15 protein-coding genes, 1 tRNA gene and 2 pseudogenes are annotated in these 17,117 nt (G+C 47.7%); 9 read left to right on the forward strand and 9 right to left on the reverse strand.

Annotated elements, in window-relative coordinates:
- Window positions 1-412 precede the first annotated feature (412 nt).
- Window positions 413-1,249, reverse strand: a complete 837-nt coding sequence (locus RMO27_RS07130; protein ID WP_309730941.1) for an inositol monophosphatase family protein — start codon at window positions 1,247-1,249, stop codon at window positions 413-415.
- Window positions 1,250-1,384: 135 nt separating this feature from the next.
- A complete protein-coding gene (locus RMO27_RS07135; RefSeq protein WP_309730942.1) occupies window positions 1,385-1,591 on the reverse strand; it encodes a hypothetical protein in 207 nt (68 codons plus the stop codon).
- Between the two features lie 367 nt (window positions 1,592-1,958).
- On the opposite strand from RMO27_RS07135, the gene RMO27_RS07140 reads away from it, so the two are divergent.
- From RMO27_RS07140 to RMO27_RS07150, 3 genes are all read left to right on the forward strand, one after another.
- Entirely contained in the window at window positions 1,959-2,333 is a 375-nt protein-coding gene (locus RMO27_RS07140) for a ferredoxin-thioredoxin reductase catalytic domain-containing protein (protein ID WP_309730943.1), read from the forward strand.
- A 196-nt stretch (window positions 2,334-2,529) separates the two neighbouring features.
- Window positions 2,530-3,180, forward strand: coding sequence for a bifunctional phosphoribosyl-AMP cyclohydrolase/phosphoribosyl-ATP diphosphatase HisIE (gene hisIE / locus RMO27_RS07145; RefSeq protein ID WP_309730957.1), 651 nt, complete (start codon window positions 2,530-2,532; stop codon window positions 3,178-3,180).
- A 151-nt stretch (window positions 3,181-3,331) separates the two neighbouring features.
- On the forward strand, window positions 3,332-4,624 hold the full coding sequence (locus tag RMO27_RS07150; protein ID WP_309730944.1) for a glutamate-5-semialdehyde dehydrogenase: 1,293 nt from the start codon (window positions 3,332-3,334) through the stop codon (window positions 4,622-4,624).
- A gap of 416 nt (window positions 4,625-5,040) precedes the next feature.
- Here RMO27_RS07150 and RMO27_RS07155 read toward each other — a convergent pair whose 3' ends face one another.
- The 6 genes from RMO27_RS07155 to RMO27_RS07180 form a co-directional block, all read right to left on the reverse strand.
- Window positions 5,041-5,394, reverse strand: a complete 354-nt coding sequence (locus RMO27_RS07155; RefSeq protein ID WP_015161237.1) for a DUF1257 domain-containing protein — start codon at window positions 5,392-5,394, stop codon at window positions 5,041-5,043.
- Between the two features lie 174 nt (window positions 5,395-5,568).
- The gene (locus RMO27_RS07160) at window positions 5,569-7,077 is read right to left on the reverse strand and encodes an AAA family ATPase (protein WP_309730945.1); all 1,509 of its coding nucleotides are present in this window, start codon (window positions 7,075-7,077) and stop codon (window positions 5,569-5,571) included.
- 100 nt (window positions 7,078-7,177) lie between these two features.
- The gene (locus tag RMO27_RS07165; RefSeq protein WP_309730946.1) at window positions 7,178-7,522 is read right to left on the reverse strand and encodes a hypothetical protein; all 345 of its coding nucleotides are present in this window, start codon (window positions 7,520-7,522) and stop codon (window positions 7,178-7,180) included.
- A 115-nt stretch (window positions 7,523-7,637) separates the two neighbouring features.
- Entirely contained in the window at window positions 7,638-8,063 is a 426-nt protein-coding gene (locus tag RMO27_RS07170; RefSeq protein ID WP_309730947.1) for a VOC family protein, read from the reverse strand.
- A 126-nt stretch (window positions 8,064-8,189) separates the two neighbouring features.
- Complete coding sequence (locus tag RMO27_RS07175) at window positions 8,190-8,726, reverse strand: TIGR02652 family protein (protein WP_309730948.1); 537 nt, start codon at window positions 8,724-8,726, stop codon at window positions 8,190-8,192.
- Between the two features lie 83 nt (window positions 8,727-8,809).
- Window positions 8,810-9,142 carry a hypothetical protein gene (locus RMO27_RS07180; RefSeq protein ID WP_309730949.1) on the reverse strand — a complete coding sequence of 111 codons (333 nt, stop codon included), beginning with the start codon at window positions 9,140-9,142 and terminating at the stop codon, window positions 8,810-8,812.
- Window positions 9,143-9,506: 364 nt separating this feature from the next.
- Here RMO27_RS07180 and RMO27_RS07185 point away from each other — a divergent pair, with 364 nt between their 5' ends.
- On the forward strand, window positions 9,507-10,499 hold the full coding sequence (locus RMO27_RS07185; protein WP_309730950.1) for an Hpt domain-containing protein: 993 nt from the start codon (window positions 9,507-9,509) through the stop codon (window positions 10,497-10,499).
- Here RMO27_RS07185 and hisA read toward each other — a convergent pair.
- The gene (gene hisA / locus RMO27_RS07190; protein WP_309730951.1) at window positions 10,486-11,277 is read right to left on the reverse strand and encodes a 1-(5-phosphoribosyl)-5-[(5-phosphoribosylamino)methylideneamino]imidazole-4-carboxamide isomerase; all 792 of its coding nucleotides are present in this window, start codon (window positions 11,275-11,277) and stop codon (window positions 10,486-10,488) included. The two genes, RMO27_RS07185 and hisA, sit on opposite strands and share 14 nt — an antisense overlap.
- A 235-nt stretch (window positions 11,278-11,512) precedes the next feature.
- Between hisA and RMO27_RS07195 the strand changes: the two genes are divergently transcribed.
- The 5 genes and pseudogenes from RMO27_RS07195 to RMO27_RS07225 form a co-directional block, all read left to right on the forward strand.
- Window positions 11,513-12,028, forward strand: a complete 516-nt coding sequence (locus tag RMO27_RS07195) for a hypothetical protein (protein WP_309730952.1) — start codon at window positions 11,513-11,515, stop codon at window positions 12,026-12,028.
- A gap of 218 nt (window positions 12,029-12,246) precedes the next feature.
- Window positions 12,247-13,134: a hypothetical protein gene (locus RMO27_RS07200; protein ID WP_309730953.1), complete on the forward strand. Its 888-nt coding sequence runs from the start codon at window positions 12,247-12,249 to the stop codon at window positions 13,132-13,134.
- Between the two features lie 103 nt (window positions 13,135-13,237).
- Window positions 13,238-13,309 (forward strand) — tRNA-Cys (locus tag RMO27_RS07205).
- A 95-nt stretch (window positions 13,310-13,404) separates the two neighbouring features.
- A pseudogene (gene hsdR, locus RMO27_RS07215) lies at window positions 13,405-15,772 on the forward strand (EcoAI/FtnUII family type I restriction enzme subunit R).
- Window positions 15,773-16,112: 340 nt separating this feature from the next.
- A pseudogene (locus RMO27_RS07225) lies at window positions 16,113-17,117 on the forward strand (N-6 DNA methylase); the annotation flags it as partial.

Here is a 17,117-nt window from a genome sequence, read left to right on the forward strand (position 1 = left end):
CTGTGTGAAGCGGGGTGGGGGTCGTAATGGCGATTGCACAATACCTAGATCTGGGGGTTCAACCCCCAGACCCCCCGTCGGAAGGCGAAGGCAGGGTGGTTTCATACATCAGAAGGAAAATGTTTCAGTTCACTTCAGTGAACTTTTGCTATTAGCCCGAAATTTATTTCAGGGTGGTTGAAGACTAAAAACTAGGGTTTTAGCTTTGCCCTAGTTACAATTAATCCACCCTGCCCGTCGAAAGGCGGAGAGCATACTGGCAATCTCGTAATCGATCGTTGAGGGCTACCGGACTTGAAGTTATTTAATACTTAACTTGTCATCTCCTCTCCCAACTCCCATACGGTGGTACAGCAACTATTCCCTACCCCGCTCCCCGCTCCCCGCTCCCCGCTCCCCGCTCCCCGCTCCTCTATAGCCAAGACCAAGGCTTGATACTAGCGACGTGCAGTAGTTCCTGGCTGAGTTCGGCATGAAGTTTGCTATTGGTAGCAAGAATGCGACCCGATCGAATGTCGAATTTACTGCGATCGTATGCTGTTACTATGCCGCCTGCGGCTTCGACGATCGCCACGCCTGCGGCTAAATCCCAGGGTGATAGTCCTCGTTCCCAATAGCCATCTAATCGCCCACAGGCGACGTAGGCTAGATCGATCGAGGCTGCGCCGGCGCGTCTGACGCCTTGGGTGATGTGGGTGAGGTAGCAAAATTCTTGATAATTATTATCTGGGGTTTCGCGGCGATCGTAGGCAAAGCCAGTTACTAGTAAGCTTTGAGCTAATTTATCGACACTGGAAACGCGAATCGGCTGATCGTTGCAGGTTGAGCCTAAACCGATCGCGCCACAGAATAGTTCGCGATGAAAGGGATCGTAGATCGCGCCGACAGTCGGTACGCCATTGATTAATAACCCGATCGACGCGGCGGAGAATGGATACTGGTGGGCATAATTCGTCGTGCCATCGAGGGGATCGATCGCCCACAGGTATTCAGCTTCCAGTTCGCCAAATTGTCCCGACTCTTCTGCCAAAATTGAATGGGTGGGGAAATGTTGGCGGATAATATCTAAAATTACGGCTTCAGCTTGCTGGTCAGCTTCGGTTACTAGATCGCCGGGACGACCTTTTTCGACGATCGATTCCACTTTTCCCCAACAAGCTTGTAATACTTCGCCAGCGGCTAATGCTGCTGTTGCTGCTACTTTTAGATAAGCAGATAGCTGCTCTGTCGATAGTTGCGGTGAGTTCATGAGCGCGACTAAAAAATCGATACTTACCGTTATTATCCTAACTCAATCTGGCGTGCTGGTTCGCCCTAGATCCAACAACAAAAACCTCCCTATATACTTAGGGAGATCGGGTCGAACCTAATTTATTTCCGATCTTTAATTTGCGCTAGTATTTGCTGGCGCACTACCTACTAGTTCATAGTGTTTTTTCGTTTCCATATAAAACTGTCGATGTGGCTGTAATTGTTGATAGTAAAGTCCGATCCCTTGCTGGATGACCAGAGTATACTCTTGATTTGTGTGCTTTTGAATTTCGTCTAGCTGACGGGCTGTTTCAGCATCTAGTTGAATGATGATTTGCATATAATAGTTTTTTATATATCTAGCTAATGTGCGTATGATATTGTCAATACCTAACAATTGCATCAGTCGATCGACAGATATTCTGCCTGCGATCTATGTGCTATTATGAAGGTTTAGGTTGGCAAACAACAGTAACGAAGAAGACATTTTCTAGCGATTGTGATTTACTTTTTGAATATTTAAGATCATGGAAATTCTCTTGGTTTGAAAGTTACAATGGTTGTTTAGACTACACTAATGCAAACAATTCAGATCTAAGTGGTGGATCGGTACTCGATCGCCCTTGCCGCAACTTCAACAATCAATCGCCAGATGACAACTTTTTCGGTAAAATGCTAGAACAACTAATCACTTACTCATTAACTTGATGGTTATGAATCCAGCAGCAACCAAGGACAGCAGCGATAAACCGAGCGAACCTAGCGATAAAACACTCGAAGCGATGAGGCATTTCTCCGAAACCTATGCTAAAAACACTGATACTTATTTCTGTGTCGATCTTTCGGTAACTGCTGTCGTGATTAAGGGCTTGGCAAAAAACAAGGAAGAGTTAGGTTCGCCGCTGTGCCCTTGTCGCCACTATGAGGACAAAGAAGCCGAAGTGAAAGCTGCTTTTTGGAACTGCCCGTGCGTGCCGATGCGCGAACGCAAGGAATGTCACTGCATGTTGTTCCTGACTCCAGACAATGATTTTGCTGGGAAGATGCAAGAAATTGCCCTCGAAGAAGTCAAATCGGTGTAAGTGGTTAGTCGCCGACCGCTCTAGTCAAACGGGACGATCGTGACTTGTTGCGTTTGAGGGCATGACAAAATCGGGATCTAACGGTGGTGACGATCGCGATGCTGGACTAGTCGCGATGGGCAGACTTCTGAATGGTAAAATACCCTCAGGCAGATTATCGATCGCCCAGTCTTACTATTTTGCGAGCTTCAAACTCATGTCCGTTGATGAATCTAGCAGTCTACATCAAGCTATTCCGATCGATCGGATTAAATATGACGATCGGGGTCTAGTACCCGCGATCGTTCAAGATTACCTGGATGGTACGGTGCTGATGATGGCCTGGATGAATCGCGAGTCGCTGCAAAAGACGCTGGCTACTGGTGAAACTTGGTTCTGGAGTCGTTCCCGCCAGGAATTTTGGCACAAAGGAGCCACCAGCGGCCACATCCAACATGTCAGAGATCTTCGCTATGACTGCGATAGCGATGCCCTGCTCGTCTCCGTCGAGCAAATTGGCGACATTGCTTGTCATACGGGCGAGCGGAGTTGCTTCCACCAAATTGCGGCGACCACAGTCGCACCACCCGCCGATACCCTCTCAGATTTATATCAGACCATTTGCGATCGCCGCGACCATCCCCGCGAGGGTTCCTACACCCAAACTCTATTTGCTGGTGGCGACAACAAAATTCTCAAGAAAATCGGCGAAGAAGCAGTCGAAGTCGTGATGGCCTGTAAAGACGATCGACCTCAGGAAATTGCTGGCGAAGCCGCCGATTTGTTTTACCATACCCTTGTCGCTCTCGCGCACCACCACGTCAGTATTCGCGATGTCTACCGCGAACTCCAAAAACGGCGCAAGTAGTTATTGTGCTCAGATCCTAGATATTGCCTAACCTTCAGCTACAGTTTTAAAGAACGGGATTAACAAAAACCTGTTTGGTCGGCAGTATCCACCATCTAAACAGATCGCTCAAGCCTAGAGCCTACAGCCTAATCCCTCAAGTCTAAAAAGTATGCTGACCGAAATCGCCCAAACAACTCGACTAGCTGCCCAACATTTAGCCAATCTGCCAACGGCAGCTAAAAATGCTGCCATTGAAGCAATCGCTAAATCTTTAGAAGACCACGCCGCCGAAATCGTTGCTGCTAACGTCACCGATTGCCAAGCAGCAGAGGGCGAAATTGCCCCAGCTTTATATGCCCGCTTGAAACTAGATGCTACCAAACTCAACGGCGCGATCATCGGCGTGCTCGATGTGGCTAAATTAGCCGATCCAGTCGGTCAAATGCAGATTCACCGCGAAATCGATACTGGATTAATTATGCAGCGCGTGAGCTGTCCGGTAGGCGTCTTAGGCGTAATCTTCGAGGCGCGTCCCGATGCGGTGATCCAGATTGCTAGTTTGGCAATCAAATCGGGTAATGGGGTGATTCTCAAAGGTGGCAAAGAAGCGATCGCCTCTTGCACGGCATTAGTTAAAGCAATTAAGATCGGATTGGCGCAGTCGCAAGTCAATCCCGATGTGATTCAGCTCTTGACTACTCGTGCGGAGACTAACGAACTTCTGAAATTGGATCGCGAGATCGATCTGATTATCCCGCGTGGTTCTAATGAATTTGTCAAATATGTCCAGGACAATACCCGCATTCCCGTATTGGGACATGCCGACGGGATTTGTCATCTTTATATCGATCGTGAGGCGGATTTTGACAAAGCAATTGCGATTACCATTGATTCTAAAACTCAATATCCCGCAGCCTGTAATGCGATCGAAACTCTCTTAATCCATCGATCGATCGCCAGTAAGTTTTTACCAATAATCATCGATCGATTGCAAGCACATAGCGTCGAAGTCAGACTCAGCGAACTCGGACATCAAATCTTGGGCAACGAGCTGCATCTGACTGTCGATTTAGCGATTGCGACTGATTGGGCGACTGAATATAGCGATCTGATTATCGCCATCCAAATTGTCCCCGATCTAGATGCAGCAATTACCCATATCAATACCTACGGTTCGCGGCATACGGATAGTATTGTCACGGACAACCTGACTAGTGCGAAGGTATTTATCGATCAAGTCGATGCGGCGAATGTTTTTCACAATTGTTCGACCCGCTTTTCCGATGGTTTCCGCTATGGCTTTGGGGCAGAAGTCGGGATCAGTACCCAAAAGATGCCCCCACGCGGGCCAGTCGGCTTAGAAGGCTTGGTGACTTATAAATATCAACTCAGCGGCAACGGACATATCGCGGCTACCTATACAGGCGAGAATGCCAAACCATTTACCCATCGAGACTTATAATCGCGATATTAAATTACGATCTAGTCGATCGATCTTTTTTGGCTTGCTCAATTACTGTTGCTAATTCTTCTGGTGTCATCTCGATCGATCTTAATACATCTATAGACTAAGAGTCCCACGGTCTCGATCAATAAAAACGATTTGAAAGATATTGGTGGGGCGATCGATCTAAACTACCTGTTCTGATTTCTTTACCTTGCCTCCGCTACTTGGTTTGTTTTGATCGCCTGGTGTTGGCGAATGCCTTACCAAATCGATCGTTTGTCTGTTCCTCTAAGATACAAGGGGCGGGTTTATGCAATTAGCTACGGAAAAAACCAAAATAACTACGAACCCGCCCGCCCTAGCAAAGGATAAAAAGGGGTCGATCTGATTAAAGATCGACCCCTTTAGTTTGGGAATCAATGAAACAGTTACTATTGAAGAACCAAAGTAACATTGGCGTTTTGTAAACCACCACGTTGTTGAACTTCAGATAAAGTTTTATTGACCGCGTACTTTTGGTTGATCGAGTTAATTAACTCAGTTTGGTTGTGCTTTTTGGCAACGCCCCAAAGGTCGGCAATAAGGTCAAAAGAACCATCAGCATTGCGAGACCAACCGAGGTCGTACTCGCCTTCTAAGATGGCGACGATATCAGCCCGCACGCGCTGACCTTGGTAGCCCCGCAAGTCGGTTTCAGTCTTGACATTAATACCGAGATCGCGCAAAGAAGTTTTGAGGATTTCAGCGTCGGTGATTTTGGTACGGAGAGTGCTAAAGTGAGACATATCGGTTTCCTCCAATAAAAGTGAGTTAGGCGAAACGACAACTTGAACTGTTACGGTCATCGATCGAATTTGTCAGTCGATCGAAATCTGGTCTCCTTGCTAGTGTCGATAGGTTAAGTATTCCCCAATCGAATTGACTAGCACCTTAACTCCGAATAAATCGGAGCAAGCTTGTTAAAACTCCAGTCGGTGATATTCCGCGACTGAGGCAGCGGCGGGACGCGCTCGCTGTCTTGCCCAATCTCGCAAAGCAGTTACCTGCTCTGTCATTGTCCGCGAGAGGGGCAGAGTAGCTTTAATGGCAGCGATGATATCTAATTGCGTAAACTCTCGGTTTTGCGCAAAGGCATCATACATCGCGGCGATCAAAGCTTGTTCTATTTCAGCGCCTGAGAATCCATCAGCAACTTTGGCTAGTTGAGACAGGTCGAAGCGTTCTAAATCTCGCTTGCGCTTACTTAAGTGAATACTAAATACGGCTTCCCGTTCGGATTGAGTCGGCAGATCGACAAAGAAGATTTCATCGAATCGGCCTTTGCGCAAGAACTCACCTGGTAGTCGTTCGACGCGGTTGGCAGTAGCCATCACGAAGATCGGTGAGGTTTTTTCCTGCATCCAGGTTAGAAAGGAGCCAAAGATTCGGCTGGAGGTACCACCATCGGAGTCACCCGAACCCGCTGTTCCGGCAAACGCTTTATCGAGTTCGTCGATAAATAGAATTGCTGGCGAGATTGATTCGGCAGTCTTGAGTGCGCCGCGCAGATTGGCTTCCGAGCGTCCCACCATCGAGCCGTCATACACTCGACCCATATCTAGTCTGAGCAATGGTAGCCCCCACAGTCGAGACGTGGTTTTGGCAATCAGGGATTTACCGCAGCCCGGTACACCGAGAATCAGCATCCCTTTCGGTTGGGGTAGTCCGTACGATCGCGCTCGTTCGGTGAAGGCACCCGAACGCTGCACCAGCCAGCCTTTGAGTTCATCTAATCCGCCGACAGAATCGATTGTTTCGTCTTCTTCGATGAATTCAAGAATCCCATTCCGACGGATCAGTTGCTTCTTCTCCGACAAGATCACATCTACTTCGGCTTCAGTAATTTTGCCGCGTTTGACGTAGGCTTTGCGGTAGACTTTTTCGGCTTCATCTTTGGTGAGTCCGAGTGAAGCTTTAAGGAGCTTTTCGCGACCCTCGTTGGTGAGGCGATTTTGGCGCGTACTATCTAATTGATGAGTTAGGACTCGATCGAGTTCGGCCAGATCTGGCATGGCGAAGTCAATTACGACTACTTCCTTTTCCAACTCGATCGGCACCTGTTGGACGGGGGACATCAGAATAATCGTTTTCTGTGTGCCCTGGAAACTCGCGATTGCATCGCGTAGCCACCGCGTCACCGCTGCCGAATCTTTGAAAGGGTGTAAATCCTTAAAGATAAAAATAGCTGGCTCCTTGTGCCGAGTCGTCCACTCGATCGCGGCTTCAGGCGAGATCGTGTTGTGCTGGGTCGTACGGGCTTGTCCGTGCTCCACCATCCCATGAGTTAACGTCCAGACGTATAACTTGCGAGGTTGTTGCTTCATCTGGGAGATTTTGGCAACTTCCTTTTCGGCCCGATCCTCCTCGGCGGTGACGAGATAGATAAGGGGATATTGAGCTTGAATTAGAATATTTAGCTCTTCTTGCATGAATATCTATCCTCGAAAGATGGTGACTACCCTAACTCTAGCTACTAGATTTACCTTAGTATCGCGAAGTTTTTACCTGACGACTCAGCCCGCACGTCTGTTATCCAACGACGGCTAGATCTTGCTGCGGGTGAGAGTGACGAGAGACACCTACTTTGTCCGTCTGGATCGCTTGCTCGTCGCTTAACAATCCTGGCTGTTGGCCGATAGCAACCATTTCCCCATCCCTAATCACGACCGGATGCTCGCATTCAGGACAGTTATAAATTTGGTGCGTCGAACCATACGATTCCACCCCGTCAACCACTTCGGAGTGATTGAGATAAAATTCCACAGCTTTTTCGACGATGTTGGACATTGAATCAGCGTCTACGGCCGATCGAATCTTCAACTGACGATGTAGTTGTTGCGGCAGGTACAAAGTGACCTTTTGCTTGTCTTCCATACGATTCTCAACTGCTTTACCCGGGTATGCCTCCACTGTAATCGGTTAATTTTTGACTGTCAAGCTGTCAAAGCGTCTTGACGTTACATCTTAATACTTGTTTACAATTGGAGATTTAAATCGATCGATTGCGATGGATGAATTCTAAGGGGAGGCGGTCGGGATCGGCGATGAAAGCCACTTCATAGACTTTAGCCCCAATACTTTGCTGCGCCGGAGCGAGTAACACTGTTGGTGCGGGCAGATCGATCGATTGTAAAGTTGCGGTGAATTCCGCCAGCCAAGTCGTCAAATTTACGGCCACATCGGTCAGATCGAAGGAGAGATGATAATAACCGACATAATGTTCGTCGCCAAAAGCATCTGGAGCTGGCTTCGGTTCGGGAATTTGGATCAGTTCGATCCGACCGCCGAGTCCTGACATCCAGCAGGCCAGGGTATAACCAGTCGTAAATCGATCGCTAATTTTAAACCCCAAGCATTCATAAAAAGCGATCGATCGATGAATATCGGCGGTGCGGATCGAGATGTGGTGAAGCATGGAAGGGGATAGTGAATAGTGGATAGTGGATAGTGGGCATACCAACACAGTCGATCGTTTGAGCTAGAAGAAATAAGTCTTTCTTCAAAGTACTATCCACTATTCACTATTCACCATCCACTAATTTCACGGAGACATCCGAAAATAAGGATACTGAACGGGAATTCCTGGCTCTTTTTCGAGATCGAAATTGATTACTTTCCAGCAAGGGACTGTCGTGGGTTCGGGACTAAATTCGACAGGTAGTCCAAATAGCCGTGGCATCGTCGTGGCGGCATCTGTCGCACCCATCCATTGGTGGTGGCGATGTTCCTTACCAGTAGTTTCACCGACGAGATAGCTGCCGATTAAGTCCCGATAGCGTTCGGCAATGATCACCTTGGTAGCACGGTAGCCTTGAGTATAGAGTTTGTCCAAAGCATCGTGAATCTCGAACCGAATGCCGTCGGGATGAGTATGTTGGCGATACCATTCACCCTCCCACAGACACCAATGGCGGCTAGATTGCAGATGCACCAGTTCACTAGTGTGCGGATCGGCTTCAAAAGCCCCATGTCGAGAGCATAAATATGTATCGGTGAGTGTCAAGGCGGAGATGGTTTGCCGACAATGGGGACACTGAATCTCTGGACCGAAAATGGGGTATTGAAGAGCAAAGTTCATGTCAGAAGCGCATCGGGTGAGCGGCCCATGCGGGATGAGGAAAAAAGACGATCGGGCTTTGGATCTCTTTATCACATTATACTTTACGCTTCCTCGTTGGCACAGCCTCTGCTGAGCAGATCGGCGATCGAAAAGACAACTCCGACGTCATCACAGTGGCGATCCGATCGTTTTTGAGTATTTGTGGGAATGCTAATTTTAGATTCAGGATGTCTTTTGACAGTAGAAGCTTGGCCGAGCGGCAACGTGTCGTCAGCAGGAGCATCACTGTCCAGCAGCAATTGTCTCGATCCGATCGATCGGGTGCGGAGCAGCAAATCTTCATATCTTACGGACTTAACATATGATTTGAGTGAATTTTCACCAGCAAAGGTGATGTTAACGATCTTCAGATTCAACTCAGGAATTAAAACCACTAATATTTAGTAAATTTCCTAGTTGATATATCTAACGATCGATTTGGGTAACATAGAATAGAGCCGATCGCTGCCATTGCATGGCGTAATCGCTCGTTATTTGTGATTTTATCCAGATCGTTATCTATTAAAACTATGATGTGTGCTTCAATCTGCGCCTGCGGTTGACAGCTTACGTTTATCTTTGAGAGGTACTGCTTCATAGCACAGCAGATCGATGGCAATAGCGATGCTATTGTCCAGCAGCTCTGCCAATGAGATTCAACTACATTAAGTCGGGCGATCTTTCAACTAATAATCAAATAGTTGATGTTAACTCGCACTTGGATTGAGATATAAAAAATATCTGTTTAGGAACAGGAAAATGGACGATAACAAGCAGCAAATTATTCACTACTTCATTGAAGAAGCACAGGAACATCTAGAGACAGTAGAACAAGGGTTATTAGACCTGGCCGAAGTGATCTCAGATGCCGAACGTGTCAATGAAATGTTTCGAGCCGCCCACTCGATTAAAGGTGGTGCAGCGATGCTGGGGTTTGAAGGGATTCAAGCCACCGCTCACAAGTTAGAAGATTGCTTTAAGATCTTACGGGATCATCCCGTGCCGATCGACCAGAAATTGGAAACGCTATTTCTCAAAGGTTATGACGCGCTCAAAGCCTTGGTAGAAGAACTCGCAACTTCGCCAACAATGAGTTTGCGTCCTGAATTTGTCGCTGAGATCCTATCTGGCTCGGCTGCTAACTTTGTGGCGTTGCAAGAGTATCTCGAAGAAATGCTCAATTCCAACACCCAAGATACAATCAGCCGCGAAGCTCCGATTGCCGCTGCGGCTATTGGTGGTGGTACTGCTGTGATGGCACCGCCAATCGATATCGTGGCTACCGTCACGACTGCGCTCCAACAAATGTTGGTCTTATTCAAACAAGGCGATAGTCCGACTAGTCGCCAACAATTAGTCGGTATCGCTCAATCTTTGGCCAAGGTCGGAGCAAATGCCGCCAACTGGCAAGCTCTAGTCCAAGCTACCGCTCAAGCGATCGCTAATCCCCACAACACTTATAATGCCGTCGCACCGCTAGTCATTCGCGAATTAAAACAAGCTGGAGATTTACTCTCAGCCGCTCGCGATCGTGACATTATCACTTCCACGCCGCTCCAGCAAGCGATCTCTACTGTGGCTCCAGTGGCTCCAGCTACCCCTGTAGCTGCTAGCACACCAGCAGCCCAAATTACGATTCCGGTCGATGTTCGCGGTGCCGCCCAAGGGATCTTGCAAAACTTCAGCCGTCAACAGGTAACTGAATTGGTAGTCTTACTTCACCGAGTCATCTCCAACTCTAAGCAAAATTAGTTGCACCCAAGTCTGGGGGTACATCTTGCCAACGGCCATCCCCGACGGCGCGAATTGCTTCGGTGAGTTTCACTTCGCCAGTGTACAGCGCGCGACCGACAATCGCGCCCGTGACACCGATCGTGCCCAAAGACAGCAAGCTGAGTAAGTCCTGTAAGGAACTTACCCCCCCAGAAGCAATGACCGGGATTTCGATCCCGCTCGCTAATTCTCTCAATGCCGGGATATTTGGCCCCGTCAGCGTGCCATCACGGTGAATGTCGGTATAAATAATCGCTGCCGCGCCCATTTGTGCCATTCGTTTGGCCAGATCGGTCGCTGTTACAGTTGAAGTCTCCACCCAGCCCTTGGTGGCAACTTTGCCATCGCGAGCATCGATGCCGACGACGATTTGGCGCGGATATTTCTGGCACAAATCTTGGACTAATTGTGGCTGTTCGACAGCTACCGTCCCTAAAATTACTCGATCGACTCCCAAAGTTAATAACTGGCAAACACTCGCTTCAGTTCTTAGTCCTCCACCCACCTGAATTTGAATCGGTTGGGTGGCAGTTGTTTTCACCATTTCGACAATACTAGCGATCGCCTCTAAATTGACTGGATGTCCGGCTTTGGCACCATCTAAGTCTACTAAATGCAGTTTAGTCGCCCCCTGTTCCAGCCACGAGCGAGCCATCTCTGCCGGACGATCGTTAAATACCTGCGACTTGTCATAATCGCCCTGATACAGTCGCACGCACTTGCCATCTAATAGATCGATCGCCGGAAAAATATCCATAATTTTTAAGAATAGTAAACAAGATAACTCGATCGAATTATACGAATAAAGCAGGATCTCTGTCCGCTCACGACCGATTGATTCAAGCTGGCTCTAGGCAAAATTGATTAAACTCTCACTAACTAATACCCCAATTACTACCCATTCCCGCCAGATCCGGGATCGGTTTTCCTGCCACAAACTTCTCAGCCATAGGTAACAATAAGAATATTCAACCCTATGAATTGGAGCATGTATGATTGTTTCTAATTGGCGTAAGGCATTAATGCCGATCGTATTATCAGTGGTTTTACTCGTCACAGGGTGTTCGAGTAAAGAACCATCCAAGTATGCCCAAACTCAAAAAGACACGACAGGCCGCAACGCCCCTGCTGCAATCGCTAAAAACGCGGAAGCTGGTGGCGATTTTAACAAATTTTTCCCGCAAGGTGCTAACGGCTACGCCCGCGTCTTCTCCCAAGAGAAGAAGGGCTTTGCCGAAGCCAAATTGAACAAGGCCGGTAAAAATGTCGCCGTACTATCGATCAGTGACACCAGTAGCCTGCCTGCTGCCGCCAAAAAATATGAAAAGAGTACTAGCAAACTCAATAATTATCCACTGCTAGACGAACCCGCACTCAAAAGCACTGGTGTATTAGTTAATAATCGGTTCCAAGTCAAAGTAGCTTCTCGCGATCCGTCTTTTACGGCAGAAGATCGTCAGATGTGGTTGCAAAAGTTTAACCTGGGCGGACTATCTACTCTTAAGTAGGCTAGATATATCGATTGGAGAATTTTTGCTAGTTTCGATTGTTAAATCTAAGTTCGATCCAGCTCCAATGGGTGTGCGATCGAACATATCGATCGAATCGAATTTTTGTTGTTATCCCCAAAGCTAAATTTGCGCGGATGAGCATGGTGCATCTCTACCAATATCTCTATCCGGATGCGATCGAATTGTAATTGTCATTATTTATTTAGGAGTCATCTGTGAGTAAAGCAATTTTTGAATTAGTAGACGAGTTGCCCACTGGGGGATTAACCGTCATGTCCTTAAATGCCCTGGATTTCGTCATTCCCGGTCAATGGCAAAATACCGTCGGCTTCGATAATACGATTAAAGTCGTCACTGGTACTGACGATCCCGACTATATCCAAGCGATCGGCGAACGCGCAGTCGCTCTGTACAATGACAAAGGCGAAGGCTATCAAACTGCCATGTGGCTCTACAACACAGTAGACTCTGGTTCGCGGTTGCTCGGTGCTGCTGCTATGGCCAATAAAGTTGGCGAAAACTTCTCGATGTTAGGCTTTTTGGGGAATATTACTCCCAAAGCCGAAACCGCTCAGACGATCGATCTCAGTGTCAAACTAGTAGCTGAAATCGTCGCCTTTTGTCAGATCAATGGCATTCCTGGCGATAGCATCGGTGACTTCCTGGCCGCTCTGGGCGATTATGGTGGCGAATCACTGATGCGGATGGCAGCATTAGTCTGTTTTGACGGCTTGATTCCCTTGGGGCCAGATTTCATCGGCATGGTGATGGATAAAATGGGCGGTATGGCTCCCAATGAGCTAGAAAACAATCAAACCTTCAAGGGTATCAAAGATCAAATTCCTGGCGGCGATACGGGCGGACAATTAGGCTTTATCACCGAAAGTTTTGGCAACGTCAGCGGCTGGATGAGTGATTTCGTCAGCTCGCGCGGCTTGACACCAGAAAGTGTTGTTGGCAATCTCCGCAACTTTGTCGAAATTAGCGATGATAAACTCGATTATCTCGGCGCGTTCCTCGATGTGAGTACCAATTACTACACGCATACTGGTACACAAACCCTGGCAAGACGCCTGATCGAGCGGGCTGCTGCTGAAATGTAATTTTGACCGCGCTTTTGCGGGTAGCTCTCTGTGGTTGCCCGCGATCGCCTCGATCGCCTATTTGCATTCCCACGGGAATTTGGTATACTATCAATCTGTGTGTGGCAGCATAGCCAAGTGGTAAGGCAGAGGTCTGCAAAACCTCCATCCCCCAGTTCAAATCTGGGTGCTGCCTCTACATCAAAAACCTCCAGTCTGACTGGGGGTTTTTAATTATCGTTTCGCCGTTCATAACTTGTTGTTATTGACTATGGGAAGGAAGCCGCAAGTATGGATATGAAGCAGCTTTCTGAACGGGATATCTGTACTAAGTACATTACCCCAGCGTTGGTTCGATCGGGTTGGGATATTTTGACGCAGATTCGGGAAGAATTTTCGCTCACTGATGGGCGGATTTTGGTGCGAGGGAAGTTGCACGCCCGCGCGAAAAATAAGTGGGCGGACTATGTGCTGTTTTATAAGCCTAATCTGCCGATCGCGATAATTGAAGCGAAGGATAATAAGCATTCTGTCAGCGATGGAATGCAGCAGGGTTTGGGTTATGGTGAACTGCTGCAAGTGCCGTTTGTGTTTAGCTCGAATGGTGATCGCTTCTTGTTTCATAACAAGATTGCTACGGATGGAATTATCGAGCGAGAAATCGGCTTAGATGAGTTTCCATCGCCAGAAACTTTATCGGAGGTGGTGCGTACATCGGGGGCTATCTGCACCGCAGCAGCAGTTAGTTACTCAGGATTATTATAGCGATGGGAGTAATAAGACTCCACGTTATTATCAGTTATTGGCGATCGATAAAACCATCGAAGCTATTGCTAAAGAACAGAATCGAATCTTGCTGGTAATGGCGACGGGTACGGGTAAGACTTTTACCGCCTTTCAGATTATCTGGCGGCTGTGGAAATCGAAGGCGAAGAAACGGATTTTATTTTTAGCCGATCGCAATATCTTAGTCGATCAAACGAGGACTAATGACTTTAAACCGTTTGGTTCGGCGATGACTAAGATCGAACAGCGACAGGCGGATAAATCTTATGAAATCTATCTGTCGCTGTATCAGGCAGTGACGGGGAATGAAGAGGAACAGAAGATTTATAAACAATTTAGTCCTGATTTCTTTGACCTGATTGTAATTGATGAATGTCATCGTGGGAGTGCGGCGGCGGATTCGGCTTGGCGGCAGATACTAGACTATTTTTCAGCGGCGACTCAGGTGGGATTAACCGCGACTCCCAAGGAAACAAAGGAAGTTTCTAATATCGATTATTTTGGCGAACCGATTTATACATATTCGCTCAGACAGGGGATTGATGATGGTTTTCTTGCGCCGTATAAGGTAGTGAGAATCGATATCGATCGAGATTTGGAAGGGTGGCGACCAGCAGCGGGGGAGAGGGATAAATACGGGAATGAGATCGAAGATCGGATTTATAATCAGCGAGATTTTGATAAGAAGTTGGTGTTAGATCCGCGCACTCAATTGGTCGCAAAGAAAGTGAGTGATTTCCTCAAAGCAACCAACCGTTTTGATAAAACGATCGTCTTTTGTGAAAATATCGACCATGCGGAGCGAATGCGACAAGCATTGGTGAATGAGAATGCCGATCTTGCGGCGGATAATTCGCGATATGTGATGCGAATTACGGGGGACAATGAGGAGGGGAAAGCGGAACTTGATAACTTTATTTTTCCTGAATCTAAATATCCGGTGATTGCAACGACTTCTAAACTGATGACTACGCGTGTCGATGCTCAAACTTGTAAATTAATCGTGCTGGATCAGCGGATTCAATCGATGACAGAATTTAAACAAATTATCGGGCGGGGGACACGAATTAAGGAAGATTACGGTAAGTTTTATTTTACAATTATCGACTTTAAAAAAGCGACCGAACTATTCGCTGACTCTGATTTTGATGGCGATCCTGTCCAGATTTATGAGCCAAAACATCCCGATGATTCGCCAGTACCGCCGGAACTGTCAGAGGGTGAAGATTTTATCGATGGCATCTATCCAGAACCGGAGGGGGGCTTTGAATGGACTGATGGCGACGATCCTATTGATGTTGAAGAGGTGGGTGTACGTCGCTATGTGGTGGCAAATGTCGAAGTAAAAGTAATTGCCGAGCGGGTGCAATATTACGATTCGAGCGGTAAATTAATCGCCGAATCGCTGAAAGATTATACTCGTAAAACATTGACTAAGGAATTCACATCGCTGGATGATTTTTTGGTGCGGTGGAGTAGTGCGGATAAAAAACAGGCAATCGTGGATGAATTGGTGAAAGAAGGGATATTTTTTGAAGCTCTAGCTGATGAGATTGGTAAAGATTGCGATCCGTTCGATTTGCTCTGTCATATTGCCTGGGATATGCCACCCCTGACGCGCAAGGAACGGGCGGAGCGGGTGAAAAAGCGGGATTACTTTACCAAGTATGGCGCACTAGCCCAACGGGTGTTGGAAGCCTTGCTGGATAAGTATGCGGATGCAGGTGTAGGGCAGATTGAGGAAACCTAGGTGCTGACGGTTGCGCCGTTTACGCAATTTGGTACGCCGCTGGAAATTGTGCGGATTTTTGGCGGGGCGGCTCAATATCAGGAGGCGATTAGGGAGCTGAAGCGATCGTTGTACAGTGCCTAACAACCAATGCCGCATGTAAATCCCCTCTTGGGAGGGGTGGCGCGAAGCGACGGGGTGGGTAGATCTCCGCCGAAGTCCAGCCAATTCCGAATGTTTTTGTCGATCGAGTTGACACCTAAATATCCGTTTTCGATCGATTGTATCAGCCAAGCTAATTTCGTAGGATCGATCGAATTACTGCGTTTGGGATTGGTTGGACTTCGGCGTAGATCTACCCACCCCGCCCTGGCGGGCACCCCTCCGAGGAGGGGATTTGCACGCCATATCGATCGGAGGGGGGTTTTGGATCGATCGAGGTCAAAGTCGATTAGAATGGTTGCTCTTGGAATAACGTTGACTTATGGCGATCGGTACTCTCATTAAGACCATTCAGGACATCATGCGGAAGGATGTGGGTGTCGATGGTGACGCTCAACGCATTAGTCAGATTGTGTGGTTGCTGTTTCTGAAGATTTTTGATGATAAGGAGCAGGAATGGGAATTGACGATTCCTGGATATAAATCGCCGTTGTCGAGTCGGTTTCGGTGGACGAATTGGGCGAAGGATGCGGAAGGAATTACGGGTGAGGAATTGATTGATTTCATCTGTTTCCAGTGCTGAAAACTTTGGCGACGGCGGCGGGAGTGTCGCCGCAGGGGAAGGTTGTGGGCACGGTATTTGAGGATGCTTACAACTATATGAAATCGGGGACGCTGTTGCGTCAGGTGATTAATAGTATCGAAAAAGATGTCGATTTTAATTCTTCGACGGATCGACATTTATTTAATGATATCTACGAGAAGATTCTCGCGGATCTGCAATCGGCGGGGAATGCGGGGGAATATTATACGCCCCGTGCGGTGACGCAGTTTATGGTGGATATTATCGATCCTAAATTGGGCGAGAAATTACTCGATCCGGCTTGTGGTACGGGCGGCTTTTTGACGAATACGATCAAATATCTCAAACCGTTTTTCAAAACCACTGAAGATCGAATTACGCTGCAAGAAAATCTGAATGGGGTAGAGAAGAAACCGCTCCCCCACATGCTGGCGATGACGAATGTGATGCTCCACGGCATCGATGTACCGAGCAATATCCTTCACGATAATACCCTGAGCCGTCCGCTGCGGGATTATGGCACCAAGGATCGGGTGGATATCATCATCACCAATCCGCCGTTTGGGGGGATGGAGGAGGATGGAATCGAAAGCAATTTTCCCAAGAAGTACCAAACCCGCGAAACTGCCGATTTGTTCATGGCGTTGATTATGCACCTGCTCAAGCCCGATACGGGACGCGCTGCGGTGGTTTTACCCGATGGGTTCCTGTTTGGTGAGGGGACGAAAACCAATCTCAAACGCG

The sequence above is a fragment of the Chamaesiphon sp. OTE_75_metabat_556 genome (assembly GCF_031378165.1).
GTDB lineage: Bacteria > Cyanobacteriota > Cyanobacteriia > Cyanobacteriales > Chamaesiphonaceae > Chamaesiphon.

Excerpts from the sequence above, each read along its gene's own strand:
- RMO27_RS07130 (WP_309730941.1), bottom strand. The coding sequence starts at position 1,249 with ATGAACTCACCGCAACTATCGACAGAGCAGCTATCTGCTTATCTAAAA.
- RMO27_RS07135 (WP_309730942.1), bottom strand. The coding sequence starts at position 1,591 with ATGCAAATCATCATTCAACTAGATGCTGAAACAGCCCGTCAGCTAGAC.
- RMO27_RS07140 (WP_309730943.1), top strand. The coding sequence starts at position 1,959 with ATGGTTATGAATCCAGCAGCAACCAAGGACAGCAGCGATAAACCGAGC.
- hisIE (WP_309730957.1), top strand. The coding sequence starts at position 2,530 with ATGTCCGTTGATGAATCTAGCAGTCTACATCAAGCTATTCCGATCGAT.
- RMO27_RS07150 (WP_309730944.1), top strand. The coding sequence starts at position 3,332 with ATGCTGACCGAAATCGCCCAAACAACTCGACTAGCTGCCCAACATTTA.
- RMO27_RS07155 (WP_015161237.1), bottom strand. The coding sequence starts at position 5,394 with ATGTCTCACTTTAGCACTCTCCGTACCAAAATCACCGACGCTGAAATC.
- RMO27_RS07160 (WP_309730945.1), bottom strand. The coding sequence starts at position 7,077 with ATGCAAGAAGAGCTAAATATTCTAATTCAAGCTCAATATCCCCTTATC.
- RMO27_RS07165 (WP_309730946.1), bottom strand. The coding sequence starts at position 7,522 with ATGGAAGACAAGCAAAAGGTCACTTTGTACCTGCCGCAACAACTACAT.
- RMO27_RS07170 (WP_309730947.1), bottom strand. The coding sequence starts at position 8,063 with ATGCTTCACCACATCTCGATCCGCACCGCCGATATTCATCGATCGATC.
- RMO27_RS07175 (WP_309730948.1), bottom strand. The coding sequence starts at position 8,726 with ATGAACTTTGCTCTTCAATACCCCATTTTCGGTCCAGAGATTCAGTGT.
- RMO27_RS07185 (WP_309730950.1), top strand. The coding sequence starts at position 9,507 with ATGGACGATAACAAGCAGCAAATTATTCACTACTTCATTGAAGAAGCA.
- hisA (WP_309730951.1), bottom strand. The coding sequence starts at position 11,277 with ATGGATATTTTTCCGGCGATCGATCTATTAGATGGCAAGTGCGTGCGA.
- RMO27_RS07195 (WP_309730952.1), top strand. The coding sequence starts at position 11,513 with ATGATTGTTTCTAATTGGCGTAAGGCATTAATGCCGATCGTATTATCA.